Origin of the sequence: Paenibacillus sp. 7516 (assembly GCF_002272715.1) — a bacterium.
GTDB classification, from domain to species: Bacteria; Bacillota; Bacilli; order Paenibacillales; family Paenibacillaceae; genus Paenibacillus; species Paenibacillus illinoisensis_A.
This window is the reverse complement of sequence record NZ_NPBI01000021.1, coordinates 170006-188813: the sequence shown is the minus strand read 5'-3', so window position 1 is coordinate 188813 and position 18808 is coordinate 170006. Positions and strand designations below refer to the sequence as shown.

Sequence of the window (18808 nt, the reverse complement as noted above, 5' to 3'; positions counted from 1 at the left end):
TATTTTTTTTTCGCATTGCTATATAATAAATAATTTATTTCATTATGTGATAATTATCTTTTTCATTCGACAAAAAAATCTTAAGGCGGTTTACCCAGCCTTAAGATTTTTTGCTTTTTCCTTTTTGATCATCACGCCGGCATCCTGTAACATCCACTCGATGAAACACCCGTAACCTGATTTAGGGTCATTAACAAACACATGTGTCACAGCGCCAATGAGCTTGCCATTCTGAACGATTGGGCTGCCGCTCATTCCCTGAACGATCCCACCCGTTTTATCAAGCAGCTTAGGATCTGTAATGCGAAGCACAAGACCTTTGGTTGCAGGCTCCGATTGATCGGCCACATGGACAATTTCGATGGCGAAACGTTCAACCTGCTGACCATCGACAACAGTCAGAATTTCTGCCGGTCCTTCCTTCACTTCATGTGAGAAAGCGACAGGAATTCCTTTGGTGTATAAACTGTGATCAGGATTGTCAGACATCTTACCAAATATGCCAAAAGCCGTATTACGCTCAATATTGCCTAATATTTTGCTTTCCTTAAGAAAATGTGCACGCTTTTCACCCGGATCTCCGGATTCACTTTTGGATATAGACGTCACATTCGACTGGACAATCTGTCCACTGCCTACGACAATGGATGTTTGAGTATTCATATCCGTAATCACATGCCCCAAAGCTCCATACACGCCTTGGTCTGGTGCATAGAACGTTAATGTACCTACGCCAGCCGCAGAATCACGAATGTACAATCCAAGCCTCCAGGCCTGATCTTCGGCATCGTATGCTGGTGTGAGTCGTGTTTTAACGGTTTCCTTCCCACGTTGCAATACCACATCGATCCCTTTTTTGCTTTTTCCCGCTTGCTCTACAGCTTCAGCAACGCCTGCAACGCCATCCAGACGTTTGCCATTCATATGGGTTATCAGATCCCCAAGTTTAATGCCTGCTGTTTCTCCTGGAGAGACTCTTTGGTCTCCTTCAGCACGGACCAAGTGATGACCTACTACCAAAATCCCAGCGGACTTTACTTTTACGCCAATGGTTTGACCCCCGGGTACAACTCGCAAATCCGGAATCACGTTCACATTAACCGTTTTGACCGGAATTTTGCCCCACAGCTTCAAGGTTAATTTCGCTTGCCCTGTCTGCTGAGGATGAAGATGCAATGGTTGCTGCTTCGTGACATGCACTGCTTGCTCCTGTCCATCTAAACCAACAATATCCGGTCGGTCTACAACGGCGCTGGAAGAAGCCGGTACAGCGAGTCGTACATCTGCTTGCCTGCCTGCAAATACCTGTAATTCGTCAGGTAAGGAGGCATAACTCTGCACAGGCTGAATGGCCTGGCTGATTACACATAGAAAGAAGGCAAATAAAAGACCTAGCAATTTCTTCCTGAGGGGGGAATTCAATGGCTGTCACACTCCCTTTGCTTCTTTCGCTTGACGAAAGGTGGTCGCCAATTGCGTACCTATAAGATAACCTTGCCCCCAGGCTTTTATTACTGTCAATCATTACGCCGGTCGCTCGTTTCCTCCTTTTTTGGCTTCCGCCAAATTCAGCATTTCCTGTGCATGATGCAGTGTTTTTTCTGTAATTTCAACACCGCCGAGCATACGTGCCAATTCCTTCACTCTACCCTCGTTTGACAGCGATTCCACCTGCGTCATTGTACGCCCGTCAACGACATGTTTTTCAATGAGGTACTGGTGATCTGCCATACAGGCGACTTGTGGCAAGTGTGTAATCGAAAATACTTGGCAGGTTGAGGATAAACGGAACAGTTTCTCTGCAATGGATTGTGCCGCCCGTCCGCTAACTCCAGTATCAACCTCGTCAAATATGAGGACGGGAATTCGATCGTGACGCGCGAAAATACTCTTCATGGCAAGCATCATTCTGGATAACTCACCACCTGATGCAATTTTACCTAATGGGCGCAGCGGTTCGCCCGGATTCGGCGAGATGAGAAATTCCGCATTGTCTGCTCCCTGACGACTCAGCCGAAGCCTGCGCCCATTCCATTCAATCCCCTTTGGATCTTCTGATGGCGTTATTTGTACACGCAGCGTTGTACGCTCCATTTGAAGATCCTTCAGCTCACTCTCCACCTGAGCAGCGAGTTCATCGGCACACTGCTTGCGTACCCGGCTCAGATCCTCTGCAGAATCCATCACCAGAACCAGGAGCTTGTCACGCTCAGCACGCAGTTTCTCCAGGCGCTCGTCCTTGTTTTCCAACTGGTCTGTTTCATGGCTAATCTGTTCATAATAATTCAAAATAAGGTCAACACTGTCCCCGTACTTCCGTCTTAGACCAGAAATCAAGTTTAAGCGCTGCTCAACCTCTTCCAGTCGACCGGGGTTAAACTCTATTTTTTCACGGTAATCCCTTAATTGAAATGTAGCATCCTCCAATTGATAAAAGGCCGACTGCAGCTGTTCCACAATAGGCTGTAGTCCTTTGCTATCGTAACCAGAGATATCTTCTATCCGAGAGAGGGCAATGCTCACTGCCTCGAGTCCGCGCTGACCACTGAGCAGATCATATGCACCGGCAACGCTGTCCATCATTTTCTCACTATGGGATAGCTTGACCCGTTCTTCACCAAGTAATTCATCTTCACCACTTGTTAACCCGGCGGCAGCAATCTCCTCCAGTTGAAAACGATACATGTCCAGCAGCTGATATGCACGCTGACTTGACTCCTGAAGGGCACGCAGTTCTTTCTCAGCAGTAATGAACCGGCTGTACCTTTCCTGATATTCCGACTTTACTGGACCAATGATAGCTGCTCCGTAGGTATCCAATAAGCCTAGATGACTTTCAGCACGCAGCAAACTTTGGTGCTCATGCTGACCATGAATATTAATCAGTTTCTCTCCCACTTCTCGCAGCATCGTCAGATTGACCAACTGACCATTGATGCGGGATGTGCTCTTACCCTGGGTATTCAGCTCCCGTCTAATAACGAGGTGTTCTTCAGGTTCACAATGAATCCCAAGCTTCTCCAGTGTTTCCCACACTGGATGACCCTGTTCCATCTCGAACAGAGCTTCCATCTCCGCTTTGTCACAACCGTAACGGATCAGATCGGCCGAACTCCGACCACCTGCGATCAAACCGAGCGCATCTATAATGATTGATTTACCTGCACCTGTTTCCCCTGATAACACATGAAATCCTGCGTGAAATACTACATCCACTTCTTCTACAACAGCCAGATTACGAATCGATAATGTAACTAGCATCGGCCAAAGCACCTCCGGATGACAAACTCAGCAATTATGTTTAAAATCGGATTTTAAGAAATGTAACCCATAATTCGATCGATAACCGTCACGCTATTATCTTCAGTACGGCAAATGATGAGAATCGTATCGTCACCACAGATTGTACCCATAACTTCAGTCCATTCAATATTGTCCAGCAAGGCCGCAATGGAGTTTGCCGTTCCTGGCAGACATTTCATTACAACCAGATTATTGGTGTGGTCAATATGAAGAAAGTTATCCACTAATGCCCGTTTCAACTTCTGGATTGGATTATAACGTTGGTCTGTTGGCAATGAGTACTTGTAACGACCATCATCCATTGGAATTTTGATCAACAGCAATTCTTTAATATCACGGGATACCGTGGCCTGTGTCACCTGAAAACCGGCTTGACGCAGCGCTTCAACCAGATCATCCTGGGTTTCTATTTCATTCTGACTAATAATTTCACGTATCTTAATGTGTCGTTGTCCTTTCATACATGCCTCCAGTTTAAATAGTTACCATTGATTCCTAGCTCAGATCATCCCCATCGTATACATCTTCCTCATAATCCATCAAACGGATGATCTTTACGCTGGATTCTTCCGTATCCACATACAATATACCTTCACAACCTGGATACAACAATAAATAGTACAAAAAGCGATCCCGTATGGCAGGACCTGTGAATTCCAACGGCTGTCTACGCCTTGACGTTTTGACCAAATATCTGATCTCATCACGCTCGGCAACATAATCAACGAACAACCGACTATAAAAAACGGATTCATTGACCTCAAAGGCGAGCGGTATCTTCATTTTGCCTCCGATGACTTCATACCCCTCTGCTTCAAGCAGATCAACAACCGGGGAATGCGGTATGTCGGAATTCAGCTGCATGCCTGACAAACTTACCGGTACCGGTCGATTCAGCCAATTACGCAAACCGTAAAAGAGCCATATGATTAAAATGACAGCAAGTACACCAATAACGATTGTGTCGGATTGCCCATTCATCATCGTTCACCTCGAAGACTTATTCGAGGTCCGGCAGTCAATCTCCTGTTATTAGGATCACCTTTCCAGCGAAAAGAAACTCATCCTATGATGAGTTTCCCGTAAAAGTATGAGCGGCTTCCATAGCAACTTGATGAGCAAGTGCATCGAGTGAAGCCAGATCCTTCTCTTGTTGTGATGCATCCGGTTCTTCCAGACGCCAATGAGCGAGAAATTCGATATTGCCCTCTCCACCGGTAATAGGCGAGAAGGTTAAGCCCCGAAGATTTAAACCAAGTTCATTCGCGAAGTGAAGCATGGTTTCCAGTACTTCCTTGTGTACTTTTGGATCCCGAACCACACCAGACTTACCTACCTTCTCACGTCCTGCCTCAAATTGAGGCTTGATCAATGCTACAATATCTGCCGGCTGCTTCAGAAGAGCAAGCAAGGGAGGCAGTATAATGCGCAGCGATATGAAGGATACATCAATACTGGCAAAGTTCGGCTCAGGTCCAATTAAATCTTCAGATGTCACATAACGAAAATTGGTTCTTTCCATCACGGTAACCCGGTCATCATTGCGTAACGACCAGTCCAGTTGGTTGTATCCTACATCAATGGCATATACATGCGATGCACCATGTTGTAATGCACAATCCGTAAATCCACCCGTTGACGAACCAATATCAAGCATGACCAGACCATTCATGTCAAGACCGAAGTGTTTAATCGCTTTTTCAAGCTTCAATCCACCCCGCCCCACATAAGGATGCACCGAGCCTTTAACCTTTAGTTCAGCTTCCCGTGGTATTTTCATGCCTGCCTTTTCAATTCGTTCATTGTTGGCATACACCAGCCCAGCCATGATCGCCGCTTTTGCCTTCTCACGACTTTCATAATAACCCTGCTCGACCAGCAGAACATCAATTCGTTCTTTCGGGAGTGACATGTCTTTCTCCTATCATATAGTTAATTCATTTATTTAGGTAAAGCATTCCATTGATCAAGAAGGAAAGCGGGTTCTGGACATGCCGTAAGAGGTTTGAGCTGCCAAACTGCGCAGCTTCACACATACATTGTCCACCGTAAGCCCAACTTCAGCCCGTTGTTCATTGATGCTGCCATGTTCAATGAAGCGATCCGGAATGCCCATAAGATCAACATGTACATCATGCAGACCCTGTTCAGCATAGAACTCAAGCACTGCGCTGCCCATGCTGCCTGCTTGAGAAGTTTCTTCAAGCACAATCAGTTTGGTACCACGAATCGCGAGATCACGAAGCATTTGTTCATCCAGTGGCTTGAGGAAACGTGCATTGATCACTCCGGCTGTAATGCCTTCCTTTTTCACGGTTTCAGCTGCTTCTTCAGCAATTTGTACCATGGAACCCGAAGCGATGATGGCATAACCTTCAGATGGTCGCAGCTGTTCCCAAGTACCAATTGGAATCGGTACGAGCTGCTCATCCATTGGAACGCCTACCACATTGTTTCGAGGATACCGGTAAGCAATAGGTCCTTCATTATAATCAAGTGCCGTTTTCATCATGTGACGCAGTTCATTCTCATCCTTCGGCATCATAAGTACAATGTTAGGAATGTGTCTCATAAACGCCACATCATATACGCCTTGATGCGTCTCTCCATCAGGTCCAACAAATCCCGCACGGTCAATGGCAAAGATCACATTGGCATTATGACGGCAGATATCATGCACGATCTGATCATAAGCCCGCTGCATAAACGTAGAATATACGGCAAAGACAGGCTTCAGACCTTCCATGGCCAGTGCAGCACACATGGTTGCTGCATGCTGCTCTGCAATCCCTACATCAATCATGCGGTCCGGGAATTCCTTGCTAAATGGAATAAGCCCCGATCCTGTCGGCATAGCAGGCGTTACAGCAACAATACGCTGATCTTCTTTCGCGAGTTCAACCAGTGTCTGCCCGAATATTTCGGTGTACATTGGTTTGCCAACTGCCTTGAGCACCTGACCGGATTCTATTTTATATGGGGAGATGCCATGCCATTTGTGTGAGTCTGCCTCCGCTGGCTGGTATCCTTTGCCCTTGGTTGTGAGAACATGAACGAGAACTGGTCCCTCCACGTTATCCGCTTGTTTGAACGTCTCAATTAATTTGGGAATGTCATGTCCATCGATGGGTCCCAAATAAGTGAAGCCAAGTTCTTCAAACAAAACACCCGGAACCATCATATATTTGACGCTATCCTTAATCCAGCTTGCCGATTTGGCCAAACGGTCTCCAATGGCAGGAATCTTTTTGAGCATTCCTTCCACATCATCCTTGGCTTTTAGATAATGGCGATCGGAACGGATTTTGCTTAAATATTTATGCATCGCCCCAACATTGGGCGCAATGGACATTTCATTATCATTCAGAATGACCATCAGTTTTTTCTGCTCATGACCAATATGATTCAGTGCCTCAAAGGCCATACCACCTGTAAGAGCTCCATCGCCAATCATGGCAATAACCTGATTATCTTCACCCTTCAAATCACGTGCAAGTGCCATACCCATGGCAGCAGACAAGGATGTACTGCTGTGTCCAGCCTCCCATACATCATGCTCGCTTTCATTACGCTTGACGAACCCGCACAATCCATTGTGCTGACGCAATGTATCAAAACGGTCCATGCGTCCAGTAAGAATTTTATGCACATACGCTTGATGCCCTACATCGTAAATCATTTTGTCTACCGGACTGTTATAACAGTAGTGCAGGGCTACCGTGAGCTCAACCACGCCTAAATTCGGTGCCAGATGCCCCCCCGTTACGGACAATTTCTCAATCAGAAATTGCCGAATCTCTGCGGACAATAAAACAAGATCATCCGGAGACATCGATTTTAGATCACTGGGTTGTTTAATTTGTGGAAGCAGCACGAGAATCTCCCCGCTTTCCTAGATTGTTTGATTAATTGGATAAAACTTTTTAAAACTGAATTTTATTAAATAACATTAAATCATTATAACATAAAAGAACAGGAATCATAATTTACGGCTTCATACTCCAGATTGCGAGCTTTTTCGCCAGCAAGATAAATGAATTGAACCATTATTATGTATCCGTTATGTCAAATGTAATCACCGTGCAAAAAGCACATTAACATTATTACACCGATCTGAATCTTACGAAACAGCCGCAGGAGAGTTTCATTTACTTTTTAGACTAATGATCTCTGCGCATCAAATAATCTGCAATCTCCATCAACCGCGATGAATCTGCCAACTCCGCTCTGCCAAGGGCCTCTTTTGCAGATTGGGTCAAGGACTTCACCTGTTCTTGAGACGCTTCCATACCTATGAAAAATGGATAAGTCACCTTTTGCTGATTGACGTCACTTTGGGTTTTCTTGCCCATTTTTTGCTCATCCCCAGTCAGATCAAGGATATCGTCCTGAATCTGAAAAGCAAGACCAAGATCACGCCCGAATACACGCAACGCATCAAGCTGTCCTTCTGTTGCACCACCAATACGGGCACCAGCCAGCAAGGAGAACACGATCAAATCACCGGTTTTATGCAAATGAATATATTGCAGTTGTTCCAGATCAGTCATCCCTTGCTCACCTTCCATATCGGCCACTTGCCCACCAACCATGCCACGTGCACCAGCCAGTTCGGAAAGATCCTCCACAATAGAAAGCAAAGCTTCTGTCGGCACACTGTTCTTGCGGCCTGCTTGCACCACACTATAGAACGCATGAGTCAACAAAGCATCCCCTGCAAGAATAGCTGTGGCTTCACCATAAACCTTGTGATTCGTTAATTTTCCCCGACGATAGTCATCATTATCCATTGCAGGCAGGTCATCGTGGATAAGTGAATACGTGTGTACCATTTCCACGGCGCAGGCTACCGGAAGCGCAGCTGCACGCTGTGCTCCGAGGGCTTCCGCCGCAGCGACGACCAGAAGAGGACGGAGGCGCTTGCCTCCAGCCATAAGTGAATACTGCATCGCATCACGCAGGGATTGAGGCACATCCCAGTGAACTGGGAGAATCTCTTTTAAAGCTTCCGTAACCTCATCTGTTGTCTGTTGGAGATACTGTTCAAAGGAGGGACGACTACTCATTGCCTTCACCGCTCTCAACTTCCGAAGCTCCGAACGGCTTCTTCCGAAGTTCCCCATCTTCTTCTACGATCATTTCAATCTTGCGTTCCACTTGTTCCAGCTTGATTCCGCATAACTGGGAGAGTTTCATTCCTCGCTGAAACAAATCAATGGCCTGTTCTAATGGAACATCCCCATGCTCCAGCTGAGCTACGATATCTTCAAGTGCCGCCATTGCCTCTTCAAAATTCAGTTCCGGTTCATTCGCCATGGATGTTGTCATCCTCCTTCATTCCCCAAACCTGACAGTCCAGCTGTCCGTCTGTTAATTTAATCTTAATTGAATCTCCAGGCTGCACTTCCTTCAACGATTTGATCAGTCTTTGCTCCTGCTCGTCATATACCAGACTATATCCGCGAGACATCACTTTTAGCGGGCTTAGAGCATCGAGGTGGCGCACGGAAGATTTCCATTGCTGCTGCTTCGATCTGACGATAGACCTCATCGCAAGTTCAAGCTGACGCCGCGCTGCGGCATTTTCCCGTTGAGCCGTATTCACCTGTTCACGCGGATTAAACCGCTGCAGAGCAGCACGAAGACGCTCCTGTTTCTCCGCGGTCCATTTCATTCGTGTATCTACTGTCCTCAAAAGCCGCTGATGCAGCATGTCCAATCGTTCTGTATGCTGCATCAATGTCCGTCTTGGGTGAACAAGTACCGGCGAACGCTGTAATCTTGCAAGTCGTTCACGGTTATGTGCAGCCCGTTGACGCAGACTATGCTGGAGCTGACGCTGTCTTAGCGCAATCTGGTCCAGCAGCTCTGCACGATTTGGCACAGCCAGTTCAGCAGCCGCTGTTGGCGTCGCAGCCCGCAGGTCTGCAGCAAAGTCTGCAATGGTAAAATCGGTTTCGTGTCCGACTGCAGAGATCACAGGGATATCTGAATCAACAATGGCTCTGGCGACCATCTCTTCATTAAAAGCCCACAGTTCCTCCAGTGATCCCCCGCCCCGGCCTACAATCAGCACGTCCGCTTCACCAAGGAGATTCAAGTTACGAATGGCTTTTACGATTGAAGGTGCTGCGCCTTTACCCTGAACCAGAACAGGATATAGAAGCACTTTCGCAGAAGGGTATCTGCGCTGCAATGTAATCATGATATCCCGTACCGCTGCTCCTGTAGGAGACGTAACTACACCGATCGTTTTGGGATACCGCGGAATAGCACGTTTCCTGGACGAAGAGAAAAGCCCCTCATCCTCGAGTTTCTTTTTCAATTGCTCATATGCCAGATAGAGGCTTCCGATCCCGTCAGGCTGCATCTGAGTAGCGTAAAATTGATATTGACCGTCCCGCTCATAAACCGATACATTACCACGAGCAATAACCCTTGCACCCTCCTTTGGCACAAAGGGCAATCGCTGATTATGGGACGCGAACATAATAGCCTTAATCCGGCTGTCCTTATCCTTCAATGTGAAATACATATGGCCGCTAGAGTGATGTGTGAAGTTGGATATCTCCCCACGCAGCCAGACGTCCGACAGGACCTGATCGGATTCCAATTTCATTCGGATATACCGATTCAGGTCTTTGATGGAGTAGATCTGCCGATCTGCCACAGATGTACCTAGGCCAATCCGTGAGCGCGTTTGGCAGCGATCAGTGTATTTTGCATTAACATGGTGATCGTCATAGGTCCAACGCCACCCGGAACTGGAGTAATCGGACCGGAAACTTCCTTCACACTTTCAAAATCCACGTCTCCAGCCAATTTACCATTGTCCAAACGGTTCATACCCACATCGATAACTACAGCACCCGGTTTCACATAATCGGCATCCACGAAGTTTGCACGACCGATCGCTACAACCAATATGTCGGCCTGACGTGTAATTTCTTTCATGTTTGCCGTACGTGAATGACACATTGTTACGGTTGCATTCTCACGTTGAAGCAGCAAAGATACTGGTTTACCCACAATATTGCTGCGTCCGATCACAACTGCATGCTTACCCGACATTTCCAATCCAGTCCGCTTGATCAGTTCAATCACTCCAGCAGGTGTACATGGCAGCAAACTGTCATCGCCGATCACAAGGTTACCCACATTGACCGGATGGAAACCGTCCACATCTTTCTCAACCGCTATTGCATCAATAACAGCTTTTTCCTCAATATGCTTCGGTAATGGGAGCTGAACGAGAATCCCGTTGATCGAATTCTGATTGTTCAGCTTGTCCACCAGAGCAAGCAAGTCCTCTTGGGACGTATCTGCATCGAGACGATGTACTTCGGAGTAAAAACCGAGATCGTGACAAGCTTTTTCCTTATTTCGCACATAGACTTGGGATGCCGGATCTTCCCCGACGAGCACAACAGCCAGACCAGGCACAACCCCCTGTTCGCTAAGCTGCTTTACTTCTTCAGTTATGCCTGCGCGGATCTCCTGGGACACTTCTTTACCGTTAATAATAGATGCTGTCATTGTACTCTCTCTCCCTTATGTGAACATTTAATAAGTAACTCGCTATTTTAGGACAATTTTGCTTTGATCGTGTCAACTTCCTGGATCATGCGTCCAAGCACACCGTTAACGAACTTCCCGGATTCTTCTGTACCAAAATGCTTGGACAGTTCAATCGCTTCGTTGACCGATACTTTCGCCGGAACGTCATCCCGAAATACCATTTCATAAGCGGCCAGCCGCAAGATCTGACGGTCTACCCGAGACAGACGGCTAATTTGCCAGCCCTTGAGATAATCCACCAGCAATCCGTCGATGGCTTCCTTGTGATTCCATGCTCCTTGAACAATTTCCGTTACATAACTGCGCATTACATCTGCATCGTGAATAACGACTTCCGTTTCATTTTCCTCGGCCGCTTCGTTAATCAGCATATTTACAGCTTCAGCTGCACCCACTTCATTCATTTCCATCTGATACAGACTTTGTACCGCAATTTCCCTTGCCAAACGTCTTTTCATGTCCTGCCTCCTGCAGCGCTCATTCGAGCGTCATCATGCTTATTTTAAAATAAAAGAACCATCCACGCATCATGTTTGTGATGCGAATTGAAGTGGCCTTTACGATATGGTTATTGTTATCCCTTTTCACAAAAAAACCTGCAATACGTTTCCTCCAAAAAACGGGCATATTAAACTAAGCTCTTTTCGGAAGAAACATATTGCAGGGTTCAGGTGGCTCACTTAAACGGACGCCAGCGCTCTCCGAGCCATTGTCCCCATTCCCTCCAGGGAATGAACAAGCCCAGCTTCGAATCGCTTCGTCTGCCTAATGTATAACCGATGAACACCAAAAGTGCAAAGAACAACATATCCCAAAACCCGGTAAACAAATAAAGAAATCCAAAAAAGATGCCGCCCACAATTCCGGTTATCCGGCCTCTGTGACTATCCCAAATCTCTCTCCACAGCATCAGTGAAACTCACCTCATTCCACTCGACTCTTGTAGTTAGGCGACTGGGTAACATTGGCAACATACACGGTTACATTCGAAACCGGGATGCCCGTAATCTCGTGTACATGATCATGTATGGCCTTTTGCAAATCCGAACTCAGCGTTGGAATTGGCGTCTCGCCATCGACCACTGCACGGATCATAATCTCCAATCCCGACTCAACCACACGAATACGTGCCTTAACATCGCGTACTCCCCGGAAGCGGGAAGTGGCTTTCAGGCAGAGATTTTCAATGGTCTCCATTGAGATCTGCACATCACCGTATTCCGTACGCTGATCTACAGATGGCAACGAAGCCCGCCCACGCCGTACCGAGATGTAAAAAAAGCGCAAACTCAGGATAAACAAGATCGCAGCTGCAACAACGGCTGCAACAATGACGTTCTGTTCCTGCTGGTAATTCAATTCGTAAGGCAGTACTCCACTAATGAGTAGAATGACAACTGCCGATATTGCTCCAACGCTTATGCTGTATATAAACAACAGAAGCCGATCCAGTATTTTCGCCACGAACTGCACAGCCTCCCTTGCTCACTAACGTTGCTGTAACCTGTACATATGCATATCATGTCAACATTTTCATCCATATGTCCAATGGAGGATGAAGACATGTCCAAGACGGGATAACCCCCGGCAGTCATGCCGGGGGAATCTGTCTTCTTTTATTTTACACGCTGACTGTTCAGGTCAATCTCTTCCACTTTTTCAGTGCTTTTGAATTGAACGTCATGAATGTGCACATTAACTTCGTTCACATTCAATCCAGTCATATTCTCAATGGAGCGTTTAACATTTTGTTGGATTTCAGTAGCTACTTGGGGAAGACGATAACCATACTCGATGATAACCGATACATCCACTGCAGCCTCGCGTTGGCCCACTTCCACTTTAACGCCTTTGGAGAGGTTTTTGCGACCAAGCAATTCAGCAAATCCACCAGCGAAACCACCGCTCATGCCCGCTACTCCTTTAACTTCTACCGTAGCCAGCCCAGCGATTACTTCAATGACTTCAGGTGCGATCTGGATTTCACCGATATCCGTTCGTTCAAATTCTGTCGGTAGTGTACTCATAACTGTTCAACACACCTTTCGCGTAATAAGTTTGCGGCCATCCGTCAGGGCGCTGTCCTACAGGCTTGATGGCTTTGGACACCCTGCCGGTCCGGGCTATTCCGGAACCCCTGCAAGCAAACTTTACCACGAAACGTGTGGGCTTATCCCTTGCAGGAGACATGCGCTCTTATTATTACATACTATATCATTTGGGCTAGATTATGACAAACAAGCCCAATATGCTTGTTAAATCTCGTTTTCCTCGAGGAATTTAATATCAAAATCGCCCCGAATGAACGTTGGATGTTCCAGCAATTTCTGATGGAAAGGAATCGTCGTTGAGATGCCTTCAATGGCAAACTCAGCAAGCGCACGTTTCATCTTGGCAATCGCCTCTTCCCTGTTCGCACCCCACACAATCAATTTAGCGATCATAGAGTCGTAAAACGGAGAAATCGTGTAGCCCGGATAAGCTGCGCTATCCACGCGGACACCTGGACCACCTGGTGCAAGATAAAAACCAATTTTACCTGGTGAAGGCATAAAATTGCGATCCGGATCTTCGGCATTGATTCGGCATTCGATCGACCATCCGTTGATGACAACATCTTCCTGACGGAATGACAGCGGGTTACCTTCTGCTACCGAGATCATTTCGCGAATCAGATCCACGCCTGTCACCATTTCGGTAACGGGATGTTCCACTTGAATACGCGTATTCATTTCCATGAAATAGAATTCACCGTTAGGGCTGAGCAAAAATTCAAGTGTTCCTGCTCCGGAGTAGTCCACAGCCAGTGCTGCACGAACGGCAGCCTCGCCCATCCGTGTACGTACTTCCTCATTCAGCACTGGACAAGGTGCTTCTTCCACCAGCTTCTGACGACGGCGTTGAACAGAACAATCACGCTCGCCAAGGTGTACTGCGTTCCCATGCTTGTCGGCAATGATCTGAATCTCGACGTGTTTCATGCCTGTCAGGAATTTCTCCAGGTACACCCCGCCGTTGCCAAAAGCCTTTTGCGCTTCCTGCTGAGCAGCCGTAATCTGTTTGATTAGGGCTTCTTCATCTTCCGCGATACGAATCCCCTTACCTCCGCCACCTGCAGTAGCTTTGATAATAACAGGGTAGCCGATATCCCGGCCAAGCATAATCGCTTCTTCCATGCTTTCGACAAGACCATCGGATCCAGGAATAACAGGAACGCCTGCGTCTTTCATCGTTTGCTTGGCGACAGCTTTGTCACCCATCTTGGTTATGGCTTCAGGGGAAGGACCGATAAAGGTGATGTTGCAGGAATCACAAATTTCCGCAAAATCGGCGTTCTCCGCAAGGAATCCATAACCAGGGTGTATTGCGTCACATTCCGTCAATGTGGCCACACTCATTAGGTTGGTGAAATTCAGATAGCTGTCTTTGGACAACGTAGGTCCAATACAATAGGCTTCGTCTGCAAGACGTACATGCAGCGAGTCCTTGTCCGATTCCGAATAAACCGCAACTGTCGAAATACCGAGCTCACGACAGGCACGAATAATGCGTACCGCAATCTCTCCACGGTTCGCAATCAGTATTTTTTGAAATTTCATTTCGTTATTGTCCTCCTTCGAAGCTCATGCGGTTGCCGCTCTCCGGCGATTTACCGTTATTCCGGTTTAACCAGGAACAGGGGCTGTCCATACTCGACCAGCTGTCCGTTCTCAACCAGCACTTCAACGATTTCTCCCTTGATGTCGGCATCAAGCTCGTTCATCAGCTTCATCGCTTCAATGATACATACCGTTGTTTTATCAACAACCTTATCACCAACGCTTACAAAAGGACCCGCTTCCGGTGAGGAAGCTCTGTAAAAAGTACCCACCATCGGGGATACAATTTTATGTAAATGGCTTGTAGTATCCACTTGCGGAGCAGCTTCTGTTACGACTGCAGCAGGTTGTTGTGCCTGCGGAGCAGCAATGACTTGCGGTTGAACCGCAGCTGCCTGAACGATTTCGGTTTTACCCGGTTTGCGGATCGACAGACGTGATCCTTCATTTTCAATTTCCAACTCCTGAACGGAACTTTCATCCACCAGTTTGATCAGTTCTTTGATCTCACTCAATTTAAACATTTCCATTATTCACTCCTTCGGCATCATGCCAGTCTCACTAGGACGGTCATATGGCTTTATGTATTATATCATAATCGTTAAAAATGGAAAGAGCCCGAGACTTTAACAAGCTCCCGGGGCACTTCTCCATGGATCGGATTACTGTTCTGTCACGTATTGCACGCTAATTCTGTTTTGCGTAACCGCGAGCTCTTTCATGACCAAGTCGACGATAGAAACTGCTTGCTTAACATCCAGTTTATCACTAAGCACGACTACTTTATACTTGTCAGCATCTTCTTGCACAATCGCATTGGCGAACTGTTGGGACAGCGTTTCTTCAATGCCGTTAATTTTGGCTTCTTTTTCCTCCAATGCACGGAGCTCTTCAGTCGCTTTCGCATTTTCCTCTGGCGTTTTGCTCAGATCGCCGGCAATGGTCATAAGTTCCTCATACTTGCGATTGTTGCTCTCTTCACGCTGCCATTGATAATTTTGGAACTGACTGCTTGCGGATGCTGCCGTATTTTGTTCTTCCATCTCCTTCAGTACTTCTTCATCCGTTTTGGTTGCACTTCCCTCTGTTTGACTGCTGGCATCAGGTGTGGTGGCCGTTCCTTTATCTGCTTCTTCATTCGTTTCAGCCTTGTTCTCACTCGACTCTGTTGCTGGAGTTTGCTCTGTTTCAGCAGCCTGCTGTCCCTCAGCAGCCGCAGGATTCTCCGTTTCCTCGGAAGCTGGCTGGCCTGCAGGATCAGAACCTGTTACTTCGCCTTCGTTCACAACTTCATTGATAACCAAACCTTCTGTAGGATCAAGAATGCCGGCTGTCTCTTTGACTTCCCCCTGATTGATACCATCCACTTGCTGGCTCTCTGCCACTGGGGCATTAACTGGACCAGAATCCTCAGTGAACAGATAATATGCGGACAAAATGACCATCAGACTCAGCATAGAAACGAGCCATACCGTTTGGCGTTTGTTATTCATTAGAACTTCCTCCTCAAATTAGCTTGATTCGTATAATAACTGGGCCATTCCATTGGATTGCACTTGACTAGTCCTGCTTACGTGGCACGACCGATATTCGGTATGCAGCGACATTCAGTCCTTTTTCGACGGCATCGGTTATCAAATCCTTCACGACCTTGTTTTCGGCACCTTTGGCAACGACGAGCACCCCCCTGATCTGTGGTTTGAGCTTTTTCGTAACAATCGGTGTCTGATCCCCTGAAATTTCATAAGTAATGATCTCGCCATCGCGGGTATATTGGGTCATGTGCCTCTTGCCTCCGTTTGCATCCGTCTCCTCGGTCAGCTGCTGCGAATCTTTTACGTTTCGTTGTACGACCAATTCCTCGGTTGAATCGACAGTGACCATGACATCCACCGTTCCTACACCAACGATGTTTTCAAGTACACCCTTGATCTTGTCTTCAAATGCAAATTCTATGGCCTGAAACGGATTTTGATCTGCCGGATCAGTTGGTAAAGACGCCATCGACGCTACCGGATCCGGGGGTTCTCGCCCGATGTTCTCGGAATCAATCTTTTTCACATTGACGAAGGAGTTAAACAGCATAATTCCTACTCCGATCAGGCCCAGAATGATGAGCCAGCGGAACGTCTGGCTTCGTCTTGCTCCTCCTTCCCCTCCACCCAGCAGGCCTTCAATCTTTTTAAGCCATTGCTTCATCGGATACCCTCCTTTTTTTACAACGCCTGAGCGCTTTTCTGTTCCTTCACCTGTACGTTGGTGGCATCAATATCCCACTTTTCGGTGAGCAGTGTAATAATTTGGACAGCTCGCTCGGAGCGGGACGTCCCCTGTTCTTTTTGATCATTGCCTCCAGAAGCTCCATTCACAGGTTCGGATACAGTCCCATTCGCTTCATCTTGGACCAGAGAACCTTCATTGACTGCATGTTGGTTAACATTCTCTTTTCCCACCTCAATCTGTACTTCAGGCACCTGTACCTGTCCAATCTCGATTGGCTTTGGAGATAAAGCCGCTTCAGAAGAATCCCCAGCTTGTTCAGATCCAAACACCGGACTGGAGTTTACCGCTGCACCTTGCTGTTCAGCATCATTTCGCTTCCCGCTCCCAGGAGGGGACATTTGCACGACGACACTTTTAATCACGGGCAGATCCCCTGCGGAAGATGCATCTGTATCGGCCTGGCGTTTGGACATGACCAACTGGACTTCAACGGATTGAACCCGTTCTCCCGTCGTTTCCTCGATCTGCCCTTTCATCACACTCGCGAGTTCCCGTGCCGTCCACTGCAAGGATTGTTCCTGCTCATTCGATTGCAGCTGCCTGCCTTGAGCCAAGATCTGTTCCAGTGTGACATTCCCATCTGATGGTGATTCCATGGCTGTCATGGCCCGCTTCAGTTCACCAACCGGATCACTCCGCAGCAGCTTTGTTATGGGAGACAGGAGCGTAAGGAGGATAAGGAGGCTCAGCACAAGCTTGACGTAACGCTCCATGGAGCGGTTGGGTAACAGCATATCCACGAATGTTGCCAATAGTACGATCATGATCAATTCCCGGAGCCAAGTGCTCAGCCACCCCATCCTTCCAGCTCCTTTCCCGAGATCACCTGCTCATCTCATCATGATTGTCAGGTTGCCCGCAGTAAGCAGTATCGTAATTGCCAGAAAAAACATCAATCCCACGGCCGCCAGAGCTGCGAAGACATAAATCATCGATTTTCCTATGGCTTGCAGGCAACCAACGATCGGCGTATCTCCTAATGGCTGCATGATTGCGCCCGTTATGTTATAGATAAGGGCAAGTGTCAATATTTTCAGCGCAGGAAACGCACATAAAAACAGGATGATAATGACACCCGTTAGGCCAATGGCGTTTTTGACCAGCATGGAAGCCGTGATAACCGTATCTGTTGCATCTGCAAATGTTCTTCCCACAATGGGGACAAAATTGCCTGCGATATACTTGGCGGCTTTGAGGCTTACACCATCTGCAACGGAGCTTGAAGCCCCCTGTACTGAGATAACCCCGAGAAACATCGTCAGCAGAATGCCGAGTAATGCAATGCTAATGTTGCGAAGCAGATCTGCCAGTTGAGTCAGCTTATATTTGTCTGATATTGAACTGACAAGGTGCAGTACAGCCGAGAAAAATAATAGCGGAAATACAACAATGTGAATCAGCGTGCTGACCAGATGTATCATGAAAATGATCAGCGGATGCGTAACAGAAACGGTAATGATGTTTCCCATGGAGGCCAGTAGCGTGAACAGTAAAGGCACCATAGCCATCATAAAGTTGACCATACCTTCAATGGCTTCCTTCGCATATCCAATGGCTACGCTGAAGCTGTTAATCGCAATGACGATAATGACCATGTAACAGATGGAGTAGGCGATTTTACTTATGTTGTTTTTCTCAAATGCGGTCTGCAGTGTTTCCAAAATCATGCTCAGCACACTCAGCATCACAATGGTGACGAGCAGTTTGCCGTTATATAAAATCTCATGCAGCATGAATGTGCCAATGGCCACAAACACTGATTTCAGACTGAATCCCTCATTGCCCGGGATAAGCATATCCATGAAAGAAGGGGTCTTCCCATCCGGAAAAAAGCCTCCATATTGCTGCATGAGCTGATCCCAATATTTCTCCACCTGATCCTTGGGAAGCTGATCGGCCTGCTGCTGCATCCATTCATCCGAGGGTGAGCTTGAGCCTGCTGCAACCTGTCCCATTATGGCAAACAGAAAACACAGCACCAGCACGATTGTAAGGCGCCATCGCTGCTTGTCTTGCATCATGTTCATTTGCTGTATGCACGCCTC

At 47.2% G+C, this 18808-nt stretch carries 20 protein-coding genes; all 20 read right to left on the bottom strand.

What is annotated here, in order from left to right; genetic code table 11:
- Window positions 1–90: 90 nt before the first annotated feature.
- The 20 genes from spoIVB to spoIIIAE all read right to left on the bottom strand — a co-directional run bounded on the left by spoIVB (window position 91) and on the right by spoIIIAE (window position 18790).
- Window positions 91–1422 carry a SpoIVB peptidase gene (spoIVB, locus tag CHI14_RS19355; RefSeq protein WP_095290452.1) on the bottom strand — a complete coding sequence of 444 codons (1332 nt, stop codon included), beginning with the start codon at window positions 1420–1422 and terminating at the stop codon, window positions 91–93.
- 102 nt (window positions 1423–1524) lie between these two features.
- Complete coding sequence (gene recN, locus CHI14_RS19350) at window positions 1525–3261, bottom strand: DNA repair protein RecN (RefSeq protein ID WP_095290450.1); 1737 nt, start codon at window positions 3259–3261, stop codon at window positions 1525–1527.
- A gap of 53 nt (window positions 3262–3314) precedes the next feature.
- Window positions 3315–3764, bottom strand: a complete 450-nt coding sequence (gene ahrC, locus CHI14_RS19345) for a transcriptional regulator AhrC/ArgR (protein WP_095290448.1) — start codon at window positions 3762–3764, stop codon at window positions 3315–3317.
- A 34-nt stretch (window positions 3765–3798) separates the two neighbouring features.
- Window positions 3799–4284 (bottom strand): hypothetical protein, encoded by a 486-nt coding sequence (locus CHI14_RS19340; protein ID WP_095290446.1) that lies wholly within the window; start codon window positions 4282–4284, stop codon window positions 3799–3801.
- Window positions 4285–4369: 85 nt separating this feature from the next.
- Window positions 4370–5215 carry a TlyA family RNA methyltransferase gene (locus CHI14_RS19335; RefSeq protein ID WP_095290445.1) on the bottom strand — a complete coding sequence of 282 codons (846 nt, stop codon included), beginning with the start codon at window positions 5213–5215 and terminating at the stop codon, window positions 4370–4372.
- 54 nt (window positions 5216–5269) lie between these two features.
- Window positions 5270–7177 carry a 1-deoxy-D-xylulose-5-phosphate synthase gene (dxs, locus tag CHI14_RS19330; RefSeq protein ID WP_095290443.1) on the bottom strand — a complete coding sequence of 636 codons (1908 nt, stop codon included), beginning with the start codon at window positions 7175–7177 and terminating at the stop codon, window positions 5270–5272.
- A 286-nt stretch (window positions 7178–7463) separates the two neighbouring features.
- The gene (locus CHI14_RS19325; protein WP_095290441.1) at window positions 7464–8369 is read right to left on the bottom strand and encodes a polyprenyl synthetase family protein; all 906 of its coding nucleotides are present in this window, start codon (window positions 8367–8369) and stop codon (window positions 7464–7466) included.
- Window positions 8362–8619 carry an exodeoxyribonuclease VII small subunit gene (xseB, locus tag CHI14_RS19320; protein ID WP_095290439.1) on the bottom strand — a complete coding sequence of 86 codons (258 nt, stop codon included), beginning with the start codon at window positions 8617–8619 and terminating at the stop codon, window positions 8362–8364. Before xseB ends, CHI14_RS19325 begins: the two co-directional genes overlap by 8 nt.
- On the bottom strand, window positions 8609–9973 hold the full coding sequence (gene xseA, locus CHI14_RS19315) for an exodeoxyribonuclease VII large subunit (RefSeq protein ID WP_095290437.1): 1365 nt from the start codon (window positions 9971–9973) through the stop codon (window positions 8609–8611). The genes xseB and xseA overlap by 11 nt, the downstream gene beginning before the upstream one ends.
- Before the next feature lie 8 nt (window positions 9974–9981).
- Window positions 9982–10839: a bifunctional methylenetetrahydrofolate dehydrogenase/methenyltetrahydrofolate cyclohydrolase FolD gene (gene folD / locus CHI14_RS19310; protein ID WP_095290435.1), complete on the bottom strand. Its 858-nt coding sequence runs from the start codon at window positions 10837–10839 to the stop codon at window positions 9982–9984.
- Window positions 10840–10886: 47 nt separating this feature from the next.
- Complete coding sequence (nusB, locus tag CHI14_RS19305) at window positions 10887–11339, bottom strand: transcription antitermination factor NusB (protein ID WP_095290434.1); 453 nt, start codon at window positions 11337–11339, stop codon at window positions 10887–10889.
- Between the two features lie 218 nt (window positions 11340–11557).
- Entirely contained in the window at window positions 11558–11791 is a 234-nt protein-coding gene (locus CHI14_RS19300) for a DUF2273 domain-containing protein (protein ID WP_095290432.1), read from the bottom strand.
- 14 nt (window positions 11792–11805) lie between these two features.
- Window positions 11806–12345: an alkaline shock response membrane anchor protein AmaP gene (amaP, locus tag CHI14_RS19295; protein WP_095290430.1), complete on the bottom strand. Its 540-nt coding sequence runs from the start codon at window positions 12343–12345 to the stop codon at window positions 11806–11808.
- A 152-nt stretch (window positions 12346–12497) separates the two neighbouring features.
- The gene (locus CHI14_RS19290) at window positions 12498–12908 is read right to left on the bottom strand and encodes an Asp23/Gls24 family envelope stress response protein (protein ID WP_024630996.1); all 411 of its coding nucleotides are present in this window, start codon (window positions 12906–12908) and stop codon (window positions 12498–12500) included.
- A 228-nt stretch (window positions 12909–13136) separates the two neighbouring features.
- Window positions 13137–14480 carry an acetyl-CoA carboxylase biotin carboxylase subunit gene (gene accC, locus CHI14_RS19285; RefSeq protein ID WP_095290429.1) on the bottom strand — a complete coding sequence of 448 codons (1344 nt, stop codon included), beginning with the start codon at window positions 14478–14480 and terminating at the stop codon, window positions 13137–13139.
- Between the two features lie 56 nt (window positions 14481–14536).
- A complete protein-coding gene (gene accB, locus CHI14_RS19280) occupies window positions 14537–15004 on the bottom strand; it encodes an acetyl-CoA carboxylase biotin carboxyl carrier protein (RefSeq protein ID WP_095290558.1) in 468 nt (155 codons plus the stop codon).
- Between the two features lie 138 nt (window positions 15005–15142).
- The gene (locus CHI14_RS19275) at window positions 15143–15973 is read right to left on the bottom strand and encodes a SpoIIIAH-like family protein (protein ID WP_095290427.1); all 831 of its coding nucleotides are present in this window, start codon (window positions 15971–15973) and stop codon (window positions 15143–15145) included.
- Between the two features lie 67 nt (window positions 15974–16040).
- Window positions 16041–16679 carry a stage III sporulation protein AG gene (spoIIIAG, locus tag CHI14_RS19270; protein WP_095290425.1) on the bottom strand — a complete coding sequence of 213 codons (639 nt, stop codon included), beginning with the start codon at window positions 16677–16679 and terminating at the stop codon, window positions 16041–16043.
- 17 nt (window positions 16680–16696) lie between these two features.
- Window positions 16697–17563: a stage III sporulation protein AF gene (gene spoIIIAF, locus CHI14_RS19265; RefSeq protein WP_095290424.1), complete on the bottom strand. Its 867-nt coding sequence runs from the start codon at window positions 17561–17563 to the stop codon at window positions 16697–16699.
- A 30-nt stretch (window positions 17564–17593) separates the two neighbouring features.
- Entirely contained in the window at window positions 17594–18790 is a 1197-nt protein-coding gene (spoIIIAE, locus tag CHI14_RS19260; protein WP_170948188.1) for a stage III sporulation protein AE, read from the bottom strand.
- Window positions 18791–18808: the final 18 nt, after the last annotated feature.